The sequence below is a fragment of the Qipengyuania sp. genome (assembly GCF_964227205.1).
In the GTDB taxonomy this organism is placed as follows: Bacteria; Pseudomonadota; Alphaproteobacteria; order Sphingomonadales; family Sphingomonadaceae; genus Qipengyuania.
On sequence record NZ_CAXQVB010000002.1, the window covers coordinates 115,020 to 130,885 of the forward strand.

Annotated in this window: 20 protein-coding genes; 18 read left to right on the forward strand and 2 right to left on the reverse strand. The window is 63.8% G+C overall.

Features of this window, described 5'->3' with window-relative positions; all coding sequences use genetic code 11:
* Positions 1–101: 101 nt before the first annotated feature.
* Positions 102–569, forward strand: a complete 468-nt coding sequence (locus tag ACEQZ0_RS02455) for an SH3 domain-containing protein (RefSeq protein ID WP_370188065.1) — start codon at positions 102–104, stop codon at positions 567–569.
* Positions 570–587: 18 nt separating this feature from the next.
* Here ACEQZ0_RS02455 and ACEQZ0_RS02460 read toward each other — a convergent pair whose 3' ends face one another.
* Complete coding sequence (locus ACEQZ0_RS02460; protein WP_370188067.1) at positions 588–1,082, reverse strand: hypothetical protein; 495 nt, start codon at positions 1,080–1,082, stop codon at positions 588–590.
* Complete coding sequence (locus tag ACEQZ0_RS02465; protein ID WP_370188069.1) at positions 1,082–2,278, reverse strand: acetyl-CoA C-acyltransferase; 1,197 nt, start codon at positions 2,276–2,278, stop codon at positions 1,082–1,084. The genes ACEQZ0_RS02460 and ACEQZ0_RS02465 overlap by 1 nt, the downstream gene beginning before the upstream one ends.
* Before the next feature lie 104 nt (positions 2,279–2,382).
* Between ACEQZ0_RS02465 and ACEQZ0_RS02470 the strand changes: the two genes are divergently transcribed.
* The 17 genes from ACEQZ0_RS02470 to nuoK all read left to right on the forward strand — a co-directional run bounded on the left by ACEQZ0_RS02470 (position 2,383) and on the right by nuoK (position 15,865).
* A complete protein-coding gene (locus ACEQZ0_RS02470; protein WP_370188071.1) occupies positions 2,383–3,813 on the forward strand; it encodes a coniferyl aldehyde dehydrogenase in 1,431 nt (476 codons plus the stop codon).
* Positions 3,810–5,063 carry a hypothetical protein gene (locus tag ACEQZ0_RS02475; RefSeq protein WP_370188073.1) on the forward strand — a complete coding sequence of 418 codons (1,254 nt, stop codon included), beginning with the start codon at positions 3,810–3,812 and terminating at the stop codon, positions 5,061–5,063. Before ACEQZ0_RS02470 ends, ACEQZ0_RS02475 begins: the two co-directional genes overlap by 4 nt.
* A gap of 118 nt (positions 5,064–5,181) precedes the next feature.
* Positions 5,182–5,556: an NADH-quinone oxidoreductase subunit A gene (ndhC, locus tag ACEQZ0_RS02480; protein ID WP_221604010.1), complete on the forward strand. Its 375-nt coding sequence runs from the start codon at positions 5,182–5,184 to the stop codon at positions 5,554–5,556.
* Between the two features lie 4 nt (positions 5,557–5,560).
* Complete coding sequence (locus ACEQZ0_RS02485; protein ID WP_247715180.1) at positions 5,561–6,127, forward strand: NADH-quinone oxidoreductase subunit B family protein; 567 nt, start codon at positions 5,561–5,563, stop codon at positions 6,125–6,127.
* A gap of 9 nt (positions 6,128–6,136) precedes the next feature.
* Positions 6,137–7,054, forward strand: coding sequence for an NADH-quinone oxidoreductase subunit C (locus ACEQZ0_RS02490; RefSeq protein WP_370188076.1), 918 nt, complete (start codon positions 6,137–6,139; stop codon positions 7,052–7,054).
* Positions 7,054–7,596 (forward strand): hypothetical protein, encoded by a 543-nt coding sequence (locus tag ACEQZ0_RS02495; protein WP_370188078.1) that lies wholly within the window; start codon positions 7,054–7,056, stop codon positions 7,594–7,596. Before ACEQZ0_RS02490 ends, ACEQZ0_RS02495 begins: the two co-directional genes overlap by 1 nt.
* Positions 7,593–8,810 (forward strand): NADH-quinone oxidoreductase subunit D, encoded by a 1,218-nt coding sequence (locus tag ACEQZ0_RS02500; RefSeq protein WP_370188080.1) that lies wholly within the window; start codon positions 7,593–7,595, stop codon positions 8,808–8,810. The genes ACEQZ0_RS02495 and ACEQZ0_RS02500 overlap by 4 nt, the downstream gene beginning before the upstream one ends.
* Complete coding sequence (nuoE, locus tag ACEQZ0_RS02505; RefSeq protein WP_370188082.1) at positions 8,810–9,478, forward strand: NADH-quinone oxidoreductase subunit NuoE; 669 nt, start codon at positions 8,810–8,812, stop codon at positions 9,476–9,478. Before ACEQZ0_RS02500 ends, nuoE begins: the two co-directional genes overlap by 1 nt.
* Entirely contained in the window at positions 9,478–9,618 is a 141-nt protein-coding gene (locus ACEQZ0_RS02510; protein WP_370188085.1) for a hypothetical protein, read from the forward strand. Before nuoE ends, ACEQZ0_RS02510 begins: the two co-directional genes overlap by 1 nt.
* Positions 9,618–10,910 (forward strand): NADH-quinone oxidoreductase subunit NuoF, encoded by a 1,293-nt coding sequence (gene nuoF, locus ACEQZ0_RS02515; RefSeq protein ID WP_370188087.1) that lies wholly within the window; start codon positions 9,618–9,620, stop codon positions 10,908–10,910. Before ACEQZ0_RS02510 ends, nuoF begins: the two co-directional genes overlap by 1 nt.
* Positions 10,907–11,194 (forward strand): hypothetical protein, encoded by a 288-nt coding sequence (locus ACEQZ0_RS02520; protein ID WP_370188089.1) that lies wholly within the window; start codon positions 10,907–10,909, stop codon positions 11,192–11,194. Before nuoF ends, ACEQZ0_RS02520 begins: the two co-directional genes overlap by 4 nt.
* Positions 11,194–13,203, forward strand: a complete 2,010-nt coding sequence (nuoG, locus tag ACEQZ0_RS02525) for an NADH-quinone oxidoreductase subunit NuoG (RefSeq protein WP_370188091.1) — start codon at positions 11,194–11,196, stop codon at positions 13,201–13,203. The genes ACEQZ0_RS02520 and nuoG overlap by 1 nt, the downstream gene beginning before the upstream one ends.
* Complete coding sequence (locus ACEQZ0_RS02530) at positions 13,203–13,367, forward strand: hypothetical protein (protein WP_370188093.1); 165 nt, start codon at positions 13,203–13,205, stop codon at positions 13,365–13,367. The genes nuoG and ACEQZ0_RS02530 overlap by 1 nt, the downstream gene beginning before the upstream one ends.
* Positions 13,364–14,428, forward strand: a complete 1,065-nt coding sequence (gene nuoH / locus ACEQZ0_RS02535; RefSeq protein WP_370188096.1) for an NADH-quinone oxidoreductase subunit NuoH — start codon at positions 13,364–13,366, stop codon at positions 14,426–14,428. Before ACEQZ0_RS02530 ends, nuoH begins: the two co-directional genes overlap by 4 nt.
* Positions 14,425–14,913 carry an NADH-quinone oxidoreductase subunit NuoI gene (nuoI, locus tag ACEQZ0_RS02540; protein WP_370032072.1) on the forward strand — a complete coding sequence of 163 codons (489 nt, stop codon included), beginning with the start codon at positions 14,425–14,427 and terminating at the stop codon, positions 14,911–14,913. The genes nuoH and nuoI overlap by 4 nt, the downstream gene beginning before the upstream one ends.
* Positions 14,914–14,939: 26 nt before the next feature.
* A complete protein-coding gene (locus tag ACEQZ0_RS02545) occupies positions 14,940–15,563 on the forward strand; it encodes an NADH-quinone oxidoreductase subunit J (protein WP_370188098.1) in 624 nt (207 codons plus the stop codon).
* On the forward strand, positions 15,560–15,865 hold the full coding sequence (gene nuoK / locus ACEQZ0_RS02550; RefSeq protein ID WP_370188100.1) for an NADH-quinone oxidoreductase subunit NuoK: 306 nt from the start codon (positions 15,560–15,562) through the stop codon (positions 15,863–15,865). Before ACEQZ0_RS02545 ends, nuoK begins: the two co-directional genes overlap by 4 nt.
* Position 15,866: the final 1 nt, after the last annotated feature.

The following is a 15,866-nucleotide window of genomic DNA, read 5'->3' on the forward strand; positions in this document are numbered from 1 at the left end:
CAAGCGCTAGGACGCGCGGCGGGGAGCGGTCAAGGATTCGCACCGGGAGGCATTCGCGAAGAGCGTTGACTGTCGGCCCGCATTGTCCGATTCAGCGGGCCATGTTCGCACGGATTTTCATACCTTTCCTTCTGCTCGCCGGGCTTGCGGCCCCCGCCGGAGCGCAGGACCGCGACGTACCCTATTGGGCGACGATTCGCGCCAGCGTGCTCAACCTGCGCGTGGGGCCGAGCGCCGACTACAAGATCGACTGGGTCTATCGCCGCCCCGGCCTGCCGGTGAAGGTTATACGGCTGATGGAAGGCTGGCGGCTGATCGAGGACCCCGACGGGGCGAGGGGCTGGGTGGTCGCCCGGCTGCTGAGCCCCGACCGGGGGGCGATCGTCATCGGCGAGGGGCTGGCGGCGATGCGTGCCGGTGCCAGCGCGGATGCCGCGCTAAAATGGCAGGTCGAGCCAGGTGTCGTCGGCGTGCTGGGCGATTGCGACGATGGCTGGTGCGAGTTCGCGGTCGAAAACCGGCGCGGCTATGTCCTCGAATCGCGCCTCTGGGGTGTTGGCGAACCCTGACGGGCTGGCCGTGCGTGCCTATTCTTCGGCTGTAGCCGTAGCGACGGGATCGGCTTCGGTTTCGAGCTTGCGGACCGAAGACTTCACCTTGCCATCCTCGCCGCGCACTTCGAAGGCACCGTCCTCGCCCGGGGCGCCGCCGGCATAGCATTCCTCGGGTTCGTCGCCTTCGGGGTCGAAGCACATCTTCCCCTGCTCGCCCGTACGCCAGGTCCCTCCGCCAGTCCGTGTGCCGTCCGCGGTCGCCTCGACATAGGTGCCGTCGGGGTGGATCGTCTGCTGCATGACGGAACCGTCCGCCAGCTTGACCTCATAGGTGCCCGCAAGGTTACCCATGGCGGTGCTGTCGAGCGTGGCCTCTTCCGGTTCGACCGGTTCGGCGGGATCATCCTTGGTGCCGCAGGCGGCCAGCAGGGCGCCGACCGCCGCGACGACTAGCAAACGCTTCAGCGTCGGTGCCCCCTCGCCGCTGGCGGCGTCGACATGCAGGGCGGGGGGCTGAGCCTGTTCCATCAGACGAGTTCGACCGCCACCGCGGTGGCTTCGCCGCCGCCGATACACAGCGAGGCGACACCGCGTGTCTTGCCCTGCTGCTTGAGCGCGTTGAGCAGCGTGACGATGATACGCGTCCCGCTGGCGCCGATCGGATGGCCGAGCGCGGTGCCGCCGCCGTTGACGTTGATCTTGTCGTGCGGGATGCCGATGTCGCGCATCGCGAACATGGCGACACAGGCGAAAGCTTCGTTCACTTCCCACAGGTCGACGTCCTCGGCCGTCCAACCGGCCTTGTCGAGTACCTTCTCGATCGCGCCGATGGGGGCGACGGTGAACTGCGACGGTTCCTGCGCATGGGCGGCCATGGCGACGATCCTCGCCACCGGTTCTTGGCCGTTTTGCTTCGCCACGCTCTCGCGCGTCAGCACCACGGCAGCGGCGCCGTCGGAAATCGAGCTCGACGTGGCCGCGGTAATCGTGCCGTCCTTGGCGAAGGCCGGGCGCAGCGTCGGGATCTTGTCGGGCTTGCCCTTGCCGGGCTGTTCATCGTGCTCGACCGTCTGCTCGCCCGCGCGGGTCGAGAAGGTCACCGGCACGACCTCGTCGGCGAAGGCGCCGCTCTCGATCGCGGCATTGGCGCGGCGCAGCGATTCGATCGCATAGGCGTCCATCTCCTCGCGGGTCATTTGGTATTCGTCGGCGGTGCACTGGGCGAAGGTGCCCATTGCGCGGCCTTCCTCATAGGCGTCTTCGAGCCCGTCGAGGAACATGTGGTCATAGGCCGTATCGTGGCCGAGGCGCGCGCCCGAGCGGTGCTTCTTGAGGAGGTAAGGCGCATTGGTCATGCTCTCCATCCCGCCGGCGACGACATAGTCGATGGTGCCGCTGGCGAGCGCCTCGGCGCCCATGATGACCGTCTGCATGCCACTGCCGCAGACCTTGTTGACCGTGGTCGCCTGGACCGACTTGGGCAGGCCGGCCTTGATCGAGGCTTGGCGGGCAGGGGCCTGGCCGAGCCCGGCGGGAAGGACGCAACCCATATAGGTGCGATCGAATTGGTCGGTCGCGACGCCCGAACGCTCGACCGCCGCCTTGATCGCCGTCGCGCCGAGTTCGGTCGCGGAGACATCGGCAAGGGCACCCTGCATGCCGCCCATGGGGGTGCGGGCATAGGACAGGATGACGACGGGATCGGATGCGCTGAACTGGGGCATGCTTGTGCTGTTCCTCTTGATCTGGAATATCGGTTGCCAAAGGCGACCTAAATTGTGGTGCGTAACCTAGTGCTGCGTTGCAGCAATATCAAACGGAGAGAGCGATGGCGGATAATCGTAAGAGCGACATGGAAGCCGTTTTGCGCAAACAGCGCGCCGCGCACCACCAGATGCGGCCCGAGCCGATGGCGCTGCGCAAGGACCGCATCGAGCGCGCGATGACCTTGCTCAGGAAACATGGCGAGGACCTGTGCAAGGTGATGGCTGCCGACTTCGGCAATCGCTCGCCCCACCAGTCGATGATCACCGACATCGCCGGTACGGTCAATTTCGGCAAATACTGCCTCAAGCACATGGACAAATGGGCGCGGGCGGACAAGCGCCACGTCCAGTTTCCGCTCGGCCTGCTCGGCGCCAAGGCCGAGGTGCGCTATGAGCCCAAGGGCGTGGTCGGCATCCTCAGCCCGTGGAATTTCCCGGTCAATCTCAGCTTCGGGCCGCTGATGCAGGTCTTCGCCGCGGGCAATCGCGCGATGATCAAGCCGAGCGAGTTCACCGAGAAGACCAGCCTGCTGACCAAGGAACTGGTCGAGGAATATTTCACCCCCGACGAATGCGCCGTGTTCACCGGCGGGCCCGAAGTGGCGCACGCCTTCAGCACGCTGCCCTTCGACCATCTCGTCTTTACCGGATCGACCGCCACCGGGCGCAAGGTGATGGAGGCGGCGGCGCAGAACCTCGTCCCGGTGACGCTCGAACTGGGCGGCAAGTCGCCCGTGTTCATGGGCGAGAGCGCCGATTTCGCCAAGGCCGGTGAACGCGTCGCGCTGGGCAAGATGATGAATGCCGGCCAGATCTGCCTTGCGCCCGATTATCTCTACGTCCCCGAGAGCAAGCAGGACGAGGCGATCCACGGCGTGTGGCAGGGGACTGCCAACATGTATCCCACGCTGCTCGAGAACGAGGATTATGCGAGCGTCGTTTCCGACCGTCATTTCGATCGGCTGCAGGATCTTGTCGCCGATGCGCGAGACAAGGGTGCCGAGGTGATCGAGGTCAATCCCGGGAACGAGGATTTCTCGAGCACCAACGCCCGCAAGATGCCGCTTACGATCCTCAAGAACGTCACCGACGACATGAAGGCGATGCAGGAGGAGATTTTCGGCCCGGTGCTGCCGGTGAAGACCTATACCAGCATCGACGACGCGATCGATTACGTGAACGAGCACGACCGCCCGCTCGGCCTCTATTACTTTGGTCAGGATGCAGGCGAGCGCGAGAAGGTGCTGACCAAGACGATCAGTGGCGGGGTGACGGTCAACGACGTGATCTTCCACGTTTCGATGGAAGACCTGCCCTTCGGCGGTGTCGGACCGAGCGGCATGGGCAGCTATCACGGCGTCGAGGGCTTCCGCGAATTCAGCCATGCACGGAGCGTTTATACACAGCCCAAGATCGATGTTGCCAAGCTCGGCGGGTTCAAGCCGCCCTATGGTCCCGCGACCGAAAAGGCCGTGAAGACCATGATGAAATGAGGGTGCTTGGCGCAGCGCTTGCCATCGCGCTTTCCGGCTGTACCAACGTTCCGCCTGCCATTGAGGCCGGAGTTCCCGCGAGCACGGCTCTCTGGCGTCCGGTCCATGCGGGAACCGGCGCGACTACGGAGATCGAGGCGCTTAAGCGCCTTGCTTTGGTCTATCCTGACAGCGGTTCGGTGCAACTGCGGCTACTCAACGCGCAGATCGCAGCGGAGGACGGCGACGCGGCAATCGCCACGCTTTTTTGGCTGCATGAGCGCGGTTATGTCTTCTCCGAGGGCGCGCGGCGCCAGTTGCCTGGGCTGATCGATGTGGACAGAGCCGCGCAGATATCCTCTCTCTTGCGCGCGCCGCGAGAAGCCAAAGCCACCAGCGAAGTGTTCGCCAGGATTCCTTCCTCGGCAGGATTGGTCGAGAGTCTCGTAGTCGATCTCGACACCGGCAGGATCGCGGCCACGTCGGTGTCGCAGCGCAGCGTCTGGGGTGGTTCCACCCAAGGCGAGTGGCGCGAGGTCAGACCAGCGGGCGTCGGCAATCTCTCGGGGATAGTTTTTGATCCCCATCGCAATACGCTTTGGGCGGCCTCGGGACATATTGACGGAGGGCCAAAGGAGGGTGCAGGGTTTTCCGGTCTGGTCGAGGTTCCGGCCGATAGGTCCGTAGGACAACGCATATCTGCGCCTGAAGGCGCGAACCTTTCCGACCTCCACCGCGCCGGCGACGGCACGATATTCGCCAGCGACCCGCTCGGCGGCGGTATCTACCAACTTCGAGCTGATGACACCGTTCTCGACGTGCTCGTGCCTCCGGGGAGTTTTCGTTCGCCGCAGGGCCTTGCGACGAGCAGGAACGGCGCGTGGCTCTATGTCAGCGACTATCGCTACGGAATTGCGATCATCCCGCTCGATGGCAGCCCGATCCGGCGGCTCGCGACCGACCTCCCGATCTTGCTCGACGGGATCGATGGACTATGGCGCCATGGCAACGAGTTGATTGCTGTCCAGAATGGGAGCAGCCCGATGCGGATCGTGGCGCTCCAACTGTCCGACGACGGACTGCGCGTTACCGGGCGCAGGATACTGGAAGAATCCAACGTGGAGTGGACCGAACCGCTTTCTGGCTATCTGGAAGGAGGCACGCTCTATTACGTCGGCAATGGCCAGTGGAATCGCCTCAAGGAAGGGCGACCGGACCCGACCCGTCCCTTCGTCGAGACGGTGATCCGCAAGTTGTCGCTCGATCGCTGATTGTCCTCGCTCTAAGCGCAATAGGAGATGAGGGAATTGCGCCATGCGCACCCTTGCACCAACTTCGCGACGGGCCTAGAGGCGGGCGCGAAGCAAGCCTGACGCCTAGGAATCATTCGTGGTCGATCTCGAACAATACCTGCCCATCCTGATCTTCCTGTTCATCGCCGTCGGCCTGTCGGCACTCTTCGTTTTCCTCCCCATGGGCGTCGCCCGCCTGACCGGCGCGCACAAGCCCGATGCGGAGAAGAACAGCGAATACGAGTGCGGTTTTCCGGCGTTCGAGGACCCGCGCAGCCAGTTCGACGTGCGCTTCTACCTGATCGCCATCCTGTTCATCATTTTCGACCTCGAAGCGGCCTTCCTGTTTCCCTGGGCGGTAAGCCTCGACCTGACCGGTTGGCCGGGCTGGATCACCATGATGGTGTTCCTCGGCGAACTCGCCGTCGGCCTCGCCTATGCGTGGAAGGTCGGCGCGCTGGAGTGGGAGTGATCGCATGACCCAGTCGACCATCATCACGCCGCCGAATGCGGTGCCCGCTGCGCAGGGCGGCGAAGTGCGCCAGCCCGATGCGGACTATTTCAACGCGCTCTCGACCGAGGTGAACGACAAGGGCTTCCTCGTCACGAGCACCGAAGACCTGTTCCAGTGGGCGCGCACCGGCAGCCTGTGGTGGATGACCTTCGGCCTCGCCTGCTGCGCGGTCGAGATGATCCACGTCAACATGCCGCGCTACGATATGGAGCGCTTCGGCGTCGCCCCGCGCGCCAGCCCGCGCCAGTCTGACGTCATGATCGTCGCCGGCACGCTGTGCAACAAGATGGCTCCGGCGCTGCGCAAGGTCTACGACCAGATGTCGGAGCCGAAATACGTGATCAGCATGGGCAGCTGCGCCAATGGCGGCGGCTATTACCACTATTCCTATTCGGTGGTGCGTGGCTGCGACCGGATCGTGCCCGTCGACATATACGTTCCCGGCTGCCCGCCGACGGCTGAGGCGCTGCTCTATGGCGTGATGCAGCTGCAGCGCAAGATCCGCCGTTCGGGTACGATCGAGAGGTAAGGGCGCATCATGGCTACACTCCATTCCGCGCCCCGCTTCACGCAGATCGACGGGCTCAAGGGCACGCTATCCGGCGCGCTCGGCGAGCACCTACTAGAAGCGCACGAAGAGCATGGCGAGCTGCTGCTCACCGTGAAGCGCGACAGCATCGAGGACGCGCTGCGCATCCTGCGCGACGATCACGCCTATCAGCAGCTGATGGAAATCGCCGGAGTCGACTATCCGTCGCGTGCCGAGCGCTTCGAAGTGGTCTACATGCTGCTCTCGCTGACCACCAACAGCCGCATTATCGTCAAGTGTTCGGCCTCCGAAGACACGCCCGTGCCGACGGTAACGACGCTGTGGCCCAATGCGGGTTGGCTCGAGCGCGAGGTGTTCGACCTCTACGGCGTGCTCTTCGCGGGCAATACCGACCTGCGGCGCATCCTCACCGATTACGGCTTCGAAGGACATCCCTTCCGCAAGGACTTCCCGCTCACCGGCTATCAGGAACTGCGCTACTCCGAAGACGAAAAGCGCGTGGTCTACGAGCCGGTCGAACTTGCGCAGGATTTGCGCCAGTTCGATTTCATGAGCCCGTGGGAAGGCGCGGACTACGTCCTTCCGGGCGACGAGAAGGCGGCAACGCCTCCGGTTGCCGACGTCAAGACCACCGAGAAGCCCGCCGACACCGGTGCTGGAAAGAAGGCCGACGAGAAGGCGGCCGACACCGTGAGCAAGGGCGCGCCGGCCGAGGAAGACGGCGGCAAGGACGCTGCTGCGCCGGAGCCCACCGAAGACCGTCCGGCGCGCGCCAAGCGCCAGGGCAAGACGAGCGATACCGCCGAGGCGACCGAACCGAAAAAGGCTTCCGCCAAGAAGAAACCCGCTGCCAAGAAGGCTCCTGTCAAACGCAAGCCTGCCGCAAAGAAGAAGGACGACAAGTGATGGTTCGCCTGATCCTTCCGCTGGCCGCGCTTGCGCTTGCTGCCTGTTCCTCCGAACCGGCTGCAGAACAGGAAAGTGCCGACGACTTCGCAACCCGTATCGGCCAGAGCGGTGAGGGCGCGCAGCTCGATCCGTCGCAGCCCGATCCCGATGCGCCCAATACGGCAAACGATGCCCCGCCCGCCGGGGCCGATCTCACGCAGCTGGCCCAGTTGGGCGATATCGGCGGCGTGAATCTTGGCCCGCGCGAAGGTGGGTGCACGCTGATGGTCGGCAATGAGGAAATGCTGATTGCCGCCGGCATGCGCGATAAGGCGCTGCCCGGAAAGGCGGTTGTCCGCGTCGGGAACAGCCTGACGATGGTCGATGCCGATGTCGGCGGTCTCGATGCGATCAAGGCCGGCACGACATTCAACGGGGAAGGCTTCACCATCACCGTGGCCCCGGCTGCCGGAGAGCAGCAGAGCCGCCCGGCCAATGTCACCGTGCGTGACGCTTCGGGCAAAACCCAATCCTACAGCGGCAAGTGGATCTGCGCATGAGCCACGCCATGCATCTCGAAGAATCGCCGACCACCGGCGACGAGGTCATCACCAATTACACGATCAACTTTGGGCCCCAGCACCCCGCGGCACACGGCGTGCTGCGCATGGTGATGGAGCTCGATGGCGAGATCATCGAGCGGATCGATCCGCATGTCGGCCTGCTCCATCGCGGCACCGAGAAGCTGATCGAGCACAAGACCTATCTTCAGGCACTGCCCTATTTCGACCGGCTCGACTATTGCTCGCCGCTCTGCATGGAGCACAGCTACGTCCTCGCGATCGAGAAGCTGCTCAATGTCGAGGTGCCCGAGCGGGCGCAGTACCTGCGCGTGCTGTTCGCCGAGCTGACCCGCATCTGCAACCACATGCTCAACATCGGCGCGCACGTCATGGACGTCGGCGCGATGACGCCGAACCTGTGGGTGTTCGAGCTGCGCGAAGACTGCATGAACTTCTTCGAGCGGGCTTCGGGTGCGCGCATGCACAGCGCCTGGTTCCGCCCCGGCGGCGTCCACCAGGACGTGCCCGAAAAGCTGCTGGTCGATATCGGCAACTGGGTCGACACGCGCCTGCCCGAACTGTTCGGCGACGCAATGAGCTTGGTGCTCGACAACCGCATCTTCAAGCAGCGCAATGTCGACATCGCCGTGGTGAGCAAGGACGACGCGGTGGCCTGGGGCTTCAGCGGCCCGATGATCCGCGCTGCCGGCATTCCGTGGGACCTGCGCAAGTCGCAGCCCTACGACGTCTATGACCGAATGGAGTTCGACATCCCCGTCGGCACCAATTCGGACTGCTACGACCGCTTCATGGTGCGCGTGAAGGAAGTCTACGAAAGCGCCAGGATCATCAAGCAGTGCCTCGCGCAGATGCCGTCGGGCCCGATCTGCTCGGACGACCGCAAGGTCGCGCCGCCCAAGCGCGCCGAGATGAAGCAGTCGATGGAAGCGCTGATCCACCACTTCAAGCTCTACACCGAGGGCTTCCATGTGCCCGCGGGCGAAGTCTATGTCGCCACCGAAAGCCCCAAGGGCGAATTCGGCGTCTACCTCGTCAGCGACGGCTCGAACAAACCCTATCGCTGCAAGATCCGCCCGACGGCCTTCAGCCACCTGCAAGCAATGGATTTCATGAGCAAAGGCCACATGCTGCCCGATGCCACCGCCATCCTCGGCGCCATCGACGTCGTGTTCGGGGAGTGTGACCGCTAATGGCTGACCGTACTCCTGCACCCGATACGCCTGAGCTGCGCGAGCGCTGGGGCGCTTTCGAATTTACCGAAAGCTACCGCGAACGCGCGGACAAGGCGATCGCGCGCTATCCCGAGGGGCGCCAGCGCTCTGCCGTGATGCCGCTGCTCGACCTTGCCCAGCGCCAGGTTGGCGAAGAGACGAACACGCAGGGCTGGCTACCGCTGCCGGTGATCGAATATGTCGCCGATTATCTCGACATGCCGGTCATCCGCGTGCTCGAAGTCGCCAGCTTTTACTTCATGTATAATCTCAAGCCCGTGGGCCGGTACCACGTGCAGGTCTGCGGCACGACGCCGTGCATGCTGCGCGGTTCGGACGGACTGTTCGAGACCTGCAAGAAGCGCGGGATGACAAAGGGCCACGTATCGGAAGACGGGCTGTGGACGCTCACCGAAGTCGAATGCATGGGCAATTGCGCCACTGCGCCGATGGTCCAGATCAACGACGACAATTATGAAGATTTGACGCCCGAACGCCTCGACGAAATCCTCGACGAACTGGCCGCGGGCAAGCAGCCGAAGACCGGAACGCAGGTTCCCGGCAAGCGCACCAGCGAACCCGAAGGCGGCCCGACCACGCTGAAGGAAATGGTCGACGCCAATCACGATTACCGGAAGGAATGGTGATGAGCATTGCCACCATCCTCATCGCGCTGGTGCTCGGCTTCGTCGCCTGGAAGGTCCTCGTCGGCCTCGTGAAATTCGGCGCGCTCGCCCTGATCGCGGTGGCCGCCATCTATTTCCTCTCGCAGGGAGGGGCATTCTGATGCTCGCGGATAAGGACCGCATCTTCACCAATGTCTACGGCTTCCAGGACTGGGGGCTGAAGGCAGCGCAGCAGCGCGGCGACTGGGACGATACCAAGTCGCTGATCGCGCGCGGCCACGACAATATCATCGAAGAGATCAAGGCCTCGGGCCTGCGCGGCCGCGGCGGTGCGGGCTTCCCGACCGGCCTCAAATGGTCGTTCATGCCGAAGGAATCGAAGGACGGCCGTCCCAGTTTCCTCGTCATCAACGCCGACGAATCCGAACCCGGTTCGTGCAAGGACCGCGAGATCATCCGCCACGATCCGCACAAGCTGATCGAGGGCGCGCTGGTCGCCGGCTATGCCATGCGGGCGAGGGCGGCCTACATCTACATTCGCGGCGAATACATCCGCGAGGCCGAAACGCTGCAGGCCGCGATCGACGAGGCCTATGACGCGGGCCTGATCGGCAAGAACGCCGCGAAGTCCGGCTACGATTTCGACGTCTTCCTGCATCGCGGCGCGGGCGCCTACATCTGCGGTGAAGAGACCGCGATGATCGAAAGCCTCGAAGGCAAGAAGGGCCAGCCCCGCCTCAAGCCGCCGTTCCCGGCAGGGGCCGGCCTCTATGGCTGCCCGACCACGGTCAACAATGTCGAATCGATCGCCGTCGTCCCGACCATCCTGCGCCGCGGCGCGAGCTGGTTCGCCAGCTTCGGACGCGAGAACAACAAGGGCACCAAGCTCTTCCAGATCAGCGGGCATGTGAACAAGCCCTGCGTGGTCGAAGAATCGCTGTCGATCCCGTTCAGCGAGCTTATCGAGAAGCACTGCGGCGGCATTCGCGGCGGCAAGGACAACCTCCTCGCCGTGATCCCCGGCGGTTCCTCGGTCCCGCTGGTCCCGGCCGAGCAGATCTGGGACGCGCCGATGGATTTCGACGGCCTCAAGGATCTCGGATCGGGCCTCGGCACGGCCGGCGTCATCGTGATGGACAAGTCGACCGACATCGTCCGCGCGATTTCGCGTCTCAGCTATTTCTACAAGCACGAGAGCTGCGGGCAGTGCACCCCCTGTCGCGAGGGCACAGGCTGGATGTGGCGCATGATGGAACGCCTGCGCACCGGCGATGCAGCAATCGAGGAAATCGACATGCTGCAGCAGGTCAGCAAGCAGGTCGAAGGCCACACCATCTGCGCATTGGGCGATGCGGCGGCCTGGCCGATCCAGGGCCTCATCCGCCACTTCCGCCCCGAGCTCGAACGCCGGATCACCGAACACAACGCCAAGTTTGCCGAGGCAGCGGAATGACCGTCATTCGCAAGAAGCATGCGTTTGACCGCGGTCCACGCAAAGGCCTTGTCGAGGTGCGTCACCCACACAAGCATGGCGATGGCATGTATCGTCTTTTCTCTCCGAAGGGAGTGATGGGTGAAGACGGGAAGCGTCATTGGAATCGCCTCCATAATTCCAAATCTGTGGCGACTTTGGATGAGGCTGCCGATCTAATTGAACAGGGCTGGGGTATCCGAATGGTTGGACCACACACGACCACTCCGTCCCTTTGCTGGAAAGATATCGAGGTCATCCGCTGATGCCTAAAGTCACCGTAGACGGACAGGAAATCGAGGTTCCGGAGGGCGCGACCGTCCTCCAGGCCTGCGAGCTTGCGGGCAAGGAAATCCCGCGCTTCTGCTATCACGAACGGCTGTCGATTGCCGGCAATTGCCGCATGTGCCTCGTCGAGGTGAAACCCGGACCGCCCAAGCCGCAGGCGTCCTGTGCGCTGCCGGCCACCGAGGGCCAGGAAATCCGCACCGACAGCGAGATGGTGAAGACCGCGCGCGAAGGCGTGATGGAGTTCCTCCTCATCAACCATCCGCTCGATTGCCCGATCTGCGACCAGGGCGGCGAATGCGATTTGCAGGACCAGTCGGTCGCCTATGGCCGCGGCGGCTCGCGCTATCATGAGAACAAGCGCGCGGTGACCGAGAAGTACATGGGCCCGCTGATCAAGACGGTGATGACCCGCTGCATCCACTGCACCCGCTGCGTGCGCTTCAGCGAGGAAATTGCCGGGGTCGACGAAATTGGCGCGGTGGGTCGCGGCGAGGACATGCAGATCACGACCTATCTCGAGCAGGCCGTCGAGCACGAGCTGTCGGCGAACGTGATCGACCTGTGCCCGGTCGGCGCGCTGACGAGCCGCCCCTATGCCTTCGAGGCGCGCCCGTGGGAGCTCAAGAAGACGCTCAGCATCGACGTCTCGGACGCAGTCGGAGCGAACATCCGCCTCGACAGCCGCGGCCGCGAAGTCATGCGCGCGCTCCCGCGCATCAATGACGAGGTCAACGAGGAATGGATCTCGGACAAGGCGCGCTACCAGGTCGACGGCCTGACCAAGCGCCGCCTCGACAAGGTCTTCATGCGCACAAGGGGGGGGCTCAAGCCCGCCAGCTGGGACGAGGCCTTCAAAGCGATCGCCAAGGCCAAGCCGGGCAAGGATATTGCCGCCATCGCCGGCGACATGGTCGATTGCGAGACGATGTTCGCCGCCAAGGCGCTGCTCAAGGCAAGCGGTTCGAGCCTGCTCGAAGGCCGCCAGACCGGCATGGACTACGACGTGTCGAACCTCGCCGCGGTGAATTTCAATTCCACCTTTGCCGGGATCGAGACTGCCGATGCGATCCTGATCGTCGGCAGCCACATCCGCTGGGAAGCGCCGCTGGTGAACGTCCGCCTGCGCAAGGCGGTGAAGCGCGGCGCCAAGGTCTTCGTGATCGGCCCCTTCTGGGACACCACCTATCCGACGCATTTCCTCGGCGATGAGCTCTCGATTCTCGGCGAGCTGCCCGAAGAAGTGGCTGAAGCCTTCGGCAAGGCCGAACGTCCCGCGATCATCATGGGCGGTGCGGCGCTGGCCAGGGGCGCGCTCGGCGCAGGTCTCGCCTTCGCCGAGCGGTTCGGCCTCGTGAAGGATGGCTGGAACGGCTTCAACGTGCTTCACTTCAGCGCGGCGCGGATGGGCGGGTTGATGCTCGGCTACGCGCAAAAGGGCGGGATGAAGGACATTGTCGCGGCTAGCCCAAAGGTCGTGATCAGCCTTGGTGCGGACGAGATGGATTTCGAACCCTTCGCCGACGCGCTGAAGGTCTACATCGGCCACCACGGCGACCGCGGTGCGCATGCGGCGGACATCATCCTGCCGGGCGCAAGCTATGCCGAAAAGGACGGCACCTACGTCAATACCGAAGGGCGCGTGCAGTTCGCCGAAAAGGCGGTCTTCGCGCCGGGCGACGCGCGTGAGGACTGGACGATCCTGCGTGCGCTGGCCGATGCGCTGGGCGTCTCGGTCGGCTTCGACAGTTTTGCGCAGCTCCAGGCGGCGATGATCGCCGAGGTGCCGGCGCTGGGCGAGGAAGGCCTCGCCAACTACGGCGCGCTGCCCAAGGCCGACGCCGGGGCGAAAGCCGAGGGCACCATCTCGGAATATCCCATCAAGGACTTCTACCTCACCAACCCGATCGCCCGCGCCAGCGCGGTGATGCAGCGCTGTTCGGCAGAGCTGCTCCATGGCGGCGAATTGGCGGAGGCAGCGGAATAATGGCTGTACCGATCATTCCCCTGACGCTGTTGGGCGCCGGCGGGTATGCCGTGTGGCGCGGCTTCCGCACCGATCGCAAGCACAAGTCGAATGCCGCCAATGGTTGGCGCAACGAAGCCTTCTCGGCGCGCGAAGAGGCCGCGAAGGGCAGGAAGGCGAAATGACCGAATTCTTCCAATCGCTGGGCATGACCTACGAATGGGCATGGGGTCTCGCGACGGTCGCGGGCATCCTGCTGATCGCACTGCCGCTGATGCTGGCGGTGGCGATGATCATCTATGCCGACCGCAAGATCTGGGCTGCCATTGCGCTGCGCAAGGGGCCCAACGTCGTCGGGCCGTTCGGCCTGCTCCAGTCCTTCGCCGATGGTCTAAAGGTCTTCCTGCAGGAAACCATCATCCCGACCGCGGCGAACAAGGGCATCTTCCTGATCGCGCCGATCATCACCTTTACCGTCGCGCTGATGGCCTGGGCGGTGATCCCCTTCGGCCCCGTCGCGGTACTGTCGGACATCAATATAGGCCTGCTCTACATCCTCGCGATCAGCTCGCTCGGTGTTTACGGCGTGGTGATGAGCGGGTGGGCGTCGAACTCTAAATACCCCTTCTTCTCGGCCATGCGCGCCGCCGCGCAGATGATCAGCTACGAAGTCTCGATCGGCTTCATCCTCGTCTGCGTCATCCTGTGGGCGGGCACGACCAACATGAACGAGATCATCCTCGCGCAGAAGGGGCACATCTTTGGGCTGATCAACGGCTTCGTGTTCAACCCGCTGCTGTTCCCGCTGTGGGTGATGTTCCTGATCTCGGCGCTCGCCGAGACCGCGCGCGCACCTTTCGACCTGACCGAGGCCGAAAGCGAACTCGTCGCCGGTTACCAGACCGAATATTCTTCGATGAGCTTCGCGCTCTTCTGGCTCGGCGAATATGCCAACGTGCTGCTGATGTGCGCGCTCAACGCGATCCTGTTCTTCGGTGGCTGGCTGCCGCCGCTCGACATCCCGATCCTCTACACCTTCCTGTTCGGACCGGGCCTCACCGCCTTCTTCTGGCTGGTGATCAAGATCCTGTTCTTCTTCTTCGTCTTCAGCTGGGTGAAGGCCACCGTCCCGCGCTATCGCTATGACCAGCTGATGCGCCTGGGGTGGAAGGTGTTCCTCCCGCTCAGCCTGGGTTTCGTCGTTCTTATCAGTGGCTATCTGATGGCCACGGGGCATTACGCATGAGCACCGTCGCGCATCTCATCAAATCGTTCACCCTGTGGGAGTTCGTGAAGGCGCATGCCCTCACGCTGAAGTACTTCTTCAAGCCCAAGGCGACGATCAACTATCCGTTCGAAAAGAACCCGATCTCGCCCCGCTTCCGCGGCGAACATGCGCTGCGCCGCTATCCCAATGGCGAAGAGCGCTGCATCGCCTGCAAGCTGTGCGAGGCGATCTGTCCCGCGCAGGCGATCACGATCGAAGCCGAACCGCGCGAAGACGGCAGCCGCCGGACCACGCGCTACGACATCGACATGACCAAGTGCATCTATTGCGGTTTCTGTCAGGAAGCGTGCCCGGTCGATGCGATCGTCGAAGGGCCGAACTTCGAATACGCGACCGAAACGCGCGAGGAACTGCTCTACGACAAGGCAAAACTGCTGGCCAACGGGGACAAGTGGGAGCGGGCGATCGCCGCGAACCTTGAAGCCGATGCGCCGTATCGATAGGGGCCCGCGCCAAGGGATATGACATCGTGATCCAGACGCTCGCCTTCTACCTCTTCGCCGCGCTCGTCATCGCCAGCGCCGTCATGGTCATCATGGCGCGCAATCCGGTGCATTCGGTGCTGTGGCTGATCCTCGCCTTCTTCAACGCTGCGGGGCTGATGGTCCTGACCGGCGCCGAATTCATCGCCGCTCTGCTGGTGATCGTCTATGTCGGCGCGGTCGCCGTGCTGTTCCTGTTCGTGGTGATGATGCTCGACATCGACTTCGCCGAACTGCGCGCCGGTTTCGTCAAGAACTTTCCGCTCGGCATCCTCATAGCTCTGGTGCTCGCGGCCGAGTTGATCTTCGGCATCGGCGCGTATCAGGCCGGTCGCCTCGACCTCGGCGTGGCGAGCGGGGCAGCAGCCCCGATTCTCGACGGTTCGAACACCGCCAGCCTCGGCGCGGTGCTCTATCGCGATTACCTGTTCCTGTTCGAAGCGGCGGGCCTGATCCTGCTCGTCGCCATGGTCGGCGCGATCGTACTGACGCACCGCCAACGCCCCGACGGTGCGCGCGGTCAGCAGGACATCTCCAAGCAGGTTCGCCGCAAGCCGGACGAAGCCACTGTCATGAAGCGGCCCAATGTGGGCGAGGGGGTCGAGCTGTGATTGGCATCGAACACTATATCGTGGTGAGCGCGATCCTCTTCGTGCTCGGCGTGCTCGGCATCTTCCTCAACCGGAAGAATATCATCGTCATCCTGATGGCGATCGAGCTCATCCTGCTCAGCGTGAACATCAACCTCGTCGCCTTCAGCGCCTTCCTCGGCGACATGGTCGGCCAGGTCTTCGCCATGTTCGTGCTGACCGTGGCCGCGGGCGAGGCTGCGGTCGGGCTCGCCATTCTCGTCATCTATTTCCGTGGCCGCGGCACGATCGCGGTCGACGACGTCGACCGGCTGAAGGGATAAG

Excerpts from the sequence above, each read along its gene's own strand:
- ACEQZ0_RS02485 (WP_247715180.1), top strand. The coding sequence starts at position 5,561 with ATGACCCAGTCGACCATCATCACGCCGCCGAATGCGGTGCCCGCTGCG.
- nuoE (WP_370188082.1), top strand. The coding sequence starts at position 8,810 with ATGGCTGACCGTACTCCTGCACCCGATACGCCTGAGCTGCGCGAGCGC.
- ACEQZ0_RS02455 (WP_370188065.1), top strand. The coding sequence starts at position 102 with ATGTTCGCACGGATTTTCATACCTTTCCTTCTGCTCGCCGGGCTTGCG.
- ACEQZ0_RS02500 (WP_370188080.1), top strand. The coding sequence starts at position 7,593 with ATGAGCCACGCCATGCATCTCGAAGAATCGCCGACCACCGGCGACGAG.
- ACEQZ0_RS02460 (WP_370188067.1), bottom strand. The coding sequence starts at position 1,082 with ATGGAACAGGCTCAGCCCCCCGCCCTGCATGTCGACGCCGCCAGCGGC.
- ACEQZ0_RS02465 (WP_370188069.1), bottom strand. The coding sequence starts at position 2,278 with ATGCCCCAGTTCAGCGCATCCGATCCCGTCGTCATCCTGTCCTATGCC.
- ACEQZ0_RS02530 (WP_370188093.1), top strand. The coding sequence starts at position 13,203 with ATGGCTGTACCGATCATTCCCCTGACGCTGTTGGGCGCCGGCGGGTAT.
- nuoI (WP_370032072.1), top strand. The coding sequence starts at position 14,425 with ATGAGCACCGTCGCGCATCTCATCAAATCGTTCACCCTGTGGGAGTTC.
- nuoH (WP_370188096.1), top strand. The coding sequence starts at position 13,364 with ATGACCGAATTCTTCCAATCGCTGGGCATGACCTACGAATGGGCATGG.
- ACEQZ0_RS02520 (WP_370188089.1), top strand. The coding sequence starts at position 10,907 with ATGACCGTCATTCGCAAGAAGCATGCGTTTGACCGCGGTCCACGCAAA.
- ACEQZ0_RS02495 (WP_370188078.1), top strand. The coding sequence starts at position 7,054 with ATGGTTCGCCTGATCCTTCCGCTGGCCGCGCTTGCGCTTGCTGCCTGT.
- nuoG (WP_370188091.1), top strand. The coding sequence starts at position 11,194 with ATGCCTAAAGTCACCGTAGACGGACAGGAAATCGAGGTTCCGGAGGGC.
- ACEQZ0_RS02490 (WP_370188076.1), top strand. The coding sequence starts at position 6,137 with ATGGCTACACTCCATTCCGCGCCCCGCTTCACGCAGATCGACGGGCTC.
- ACEQZ0_RS02510 (WP_370188085.1), top strand. The coding sequence starts at position 9,478 with ATGAGCATTGCCACCATCCTCATCGCGCTGGTGCTCGGCTTCGTCGCC.
- ACEQZ0_RS02470 (WP_370188071.1), top strand. The coding sequence starts at position 2,383 with ATGGCGGATAATCGTAAGAGCGACATGGAAGCCGTTTTGCGCAAACAG.
- nuoF (WP_370188087.1), top strand. The coding sequence starts at position 9,618 with ATGCTCGCGGATAAGGACCGCATCTTCACCAATGTCTACGGCTTCCAG.
- ACEQZ0_RS02475 (WP_370188073.1), top strand. The coding sequence starts at position 3,810 with ATGAGGGTGCTTGGCGCAGCGCTTGCCATCGCGCTTTCCGGCTGTACC.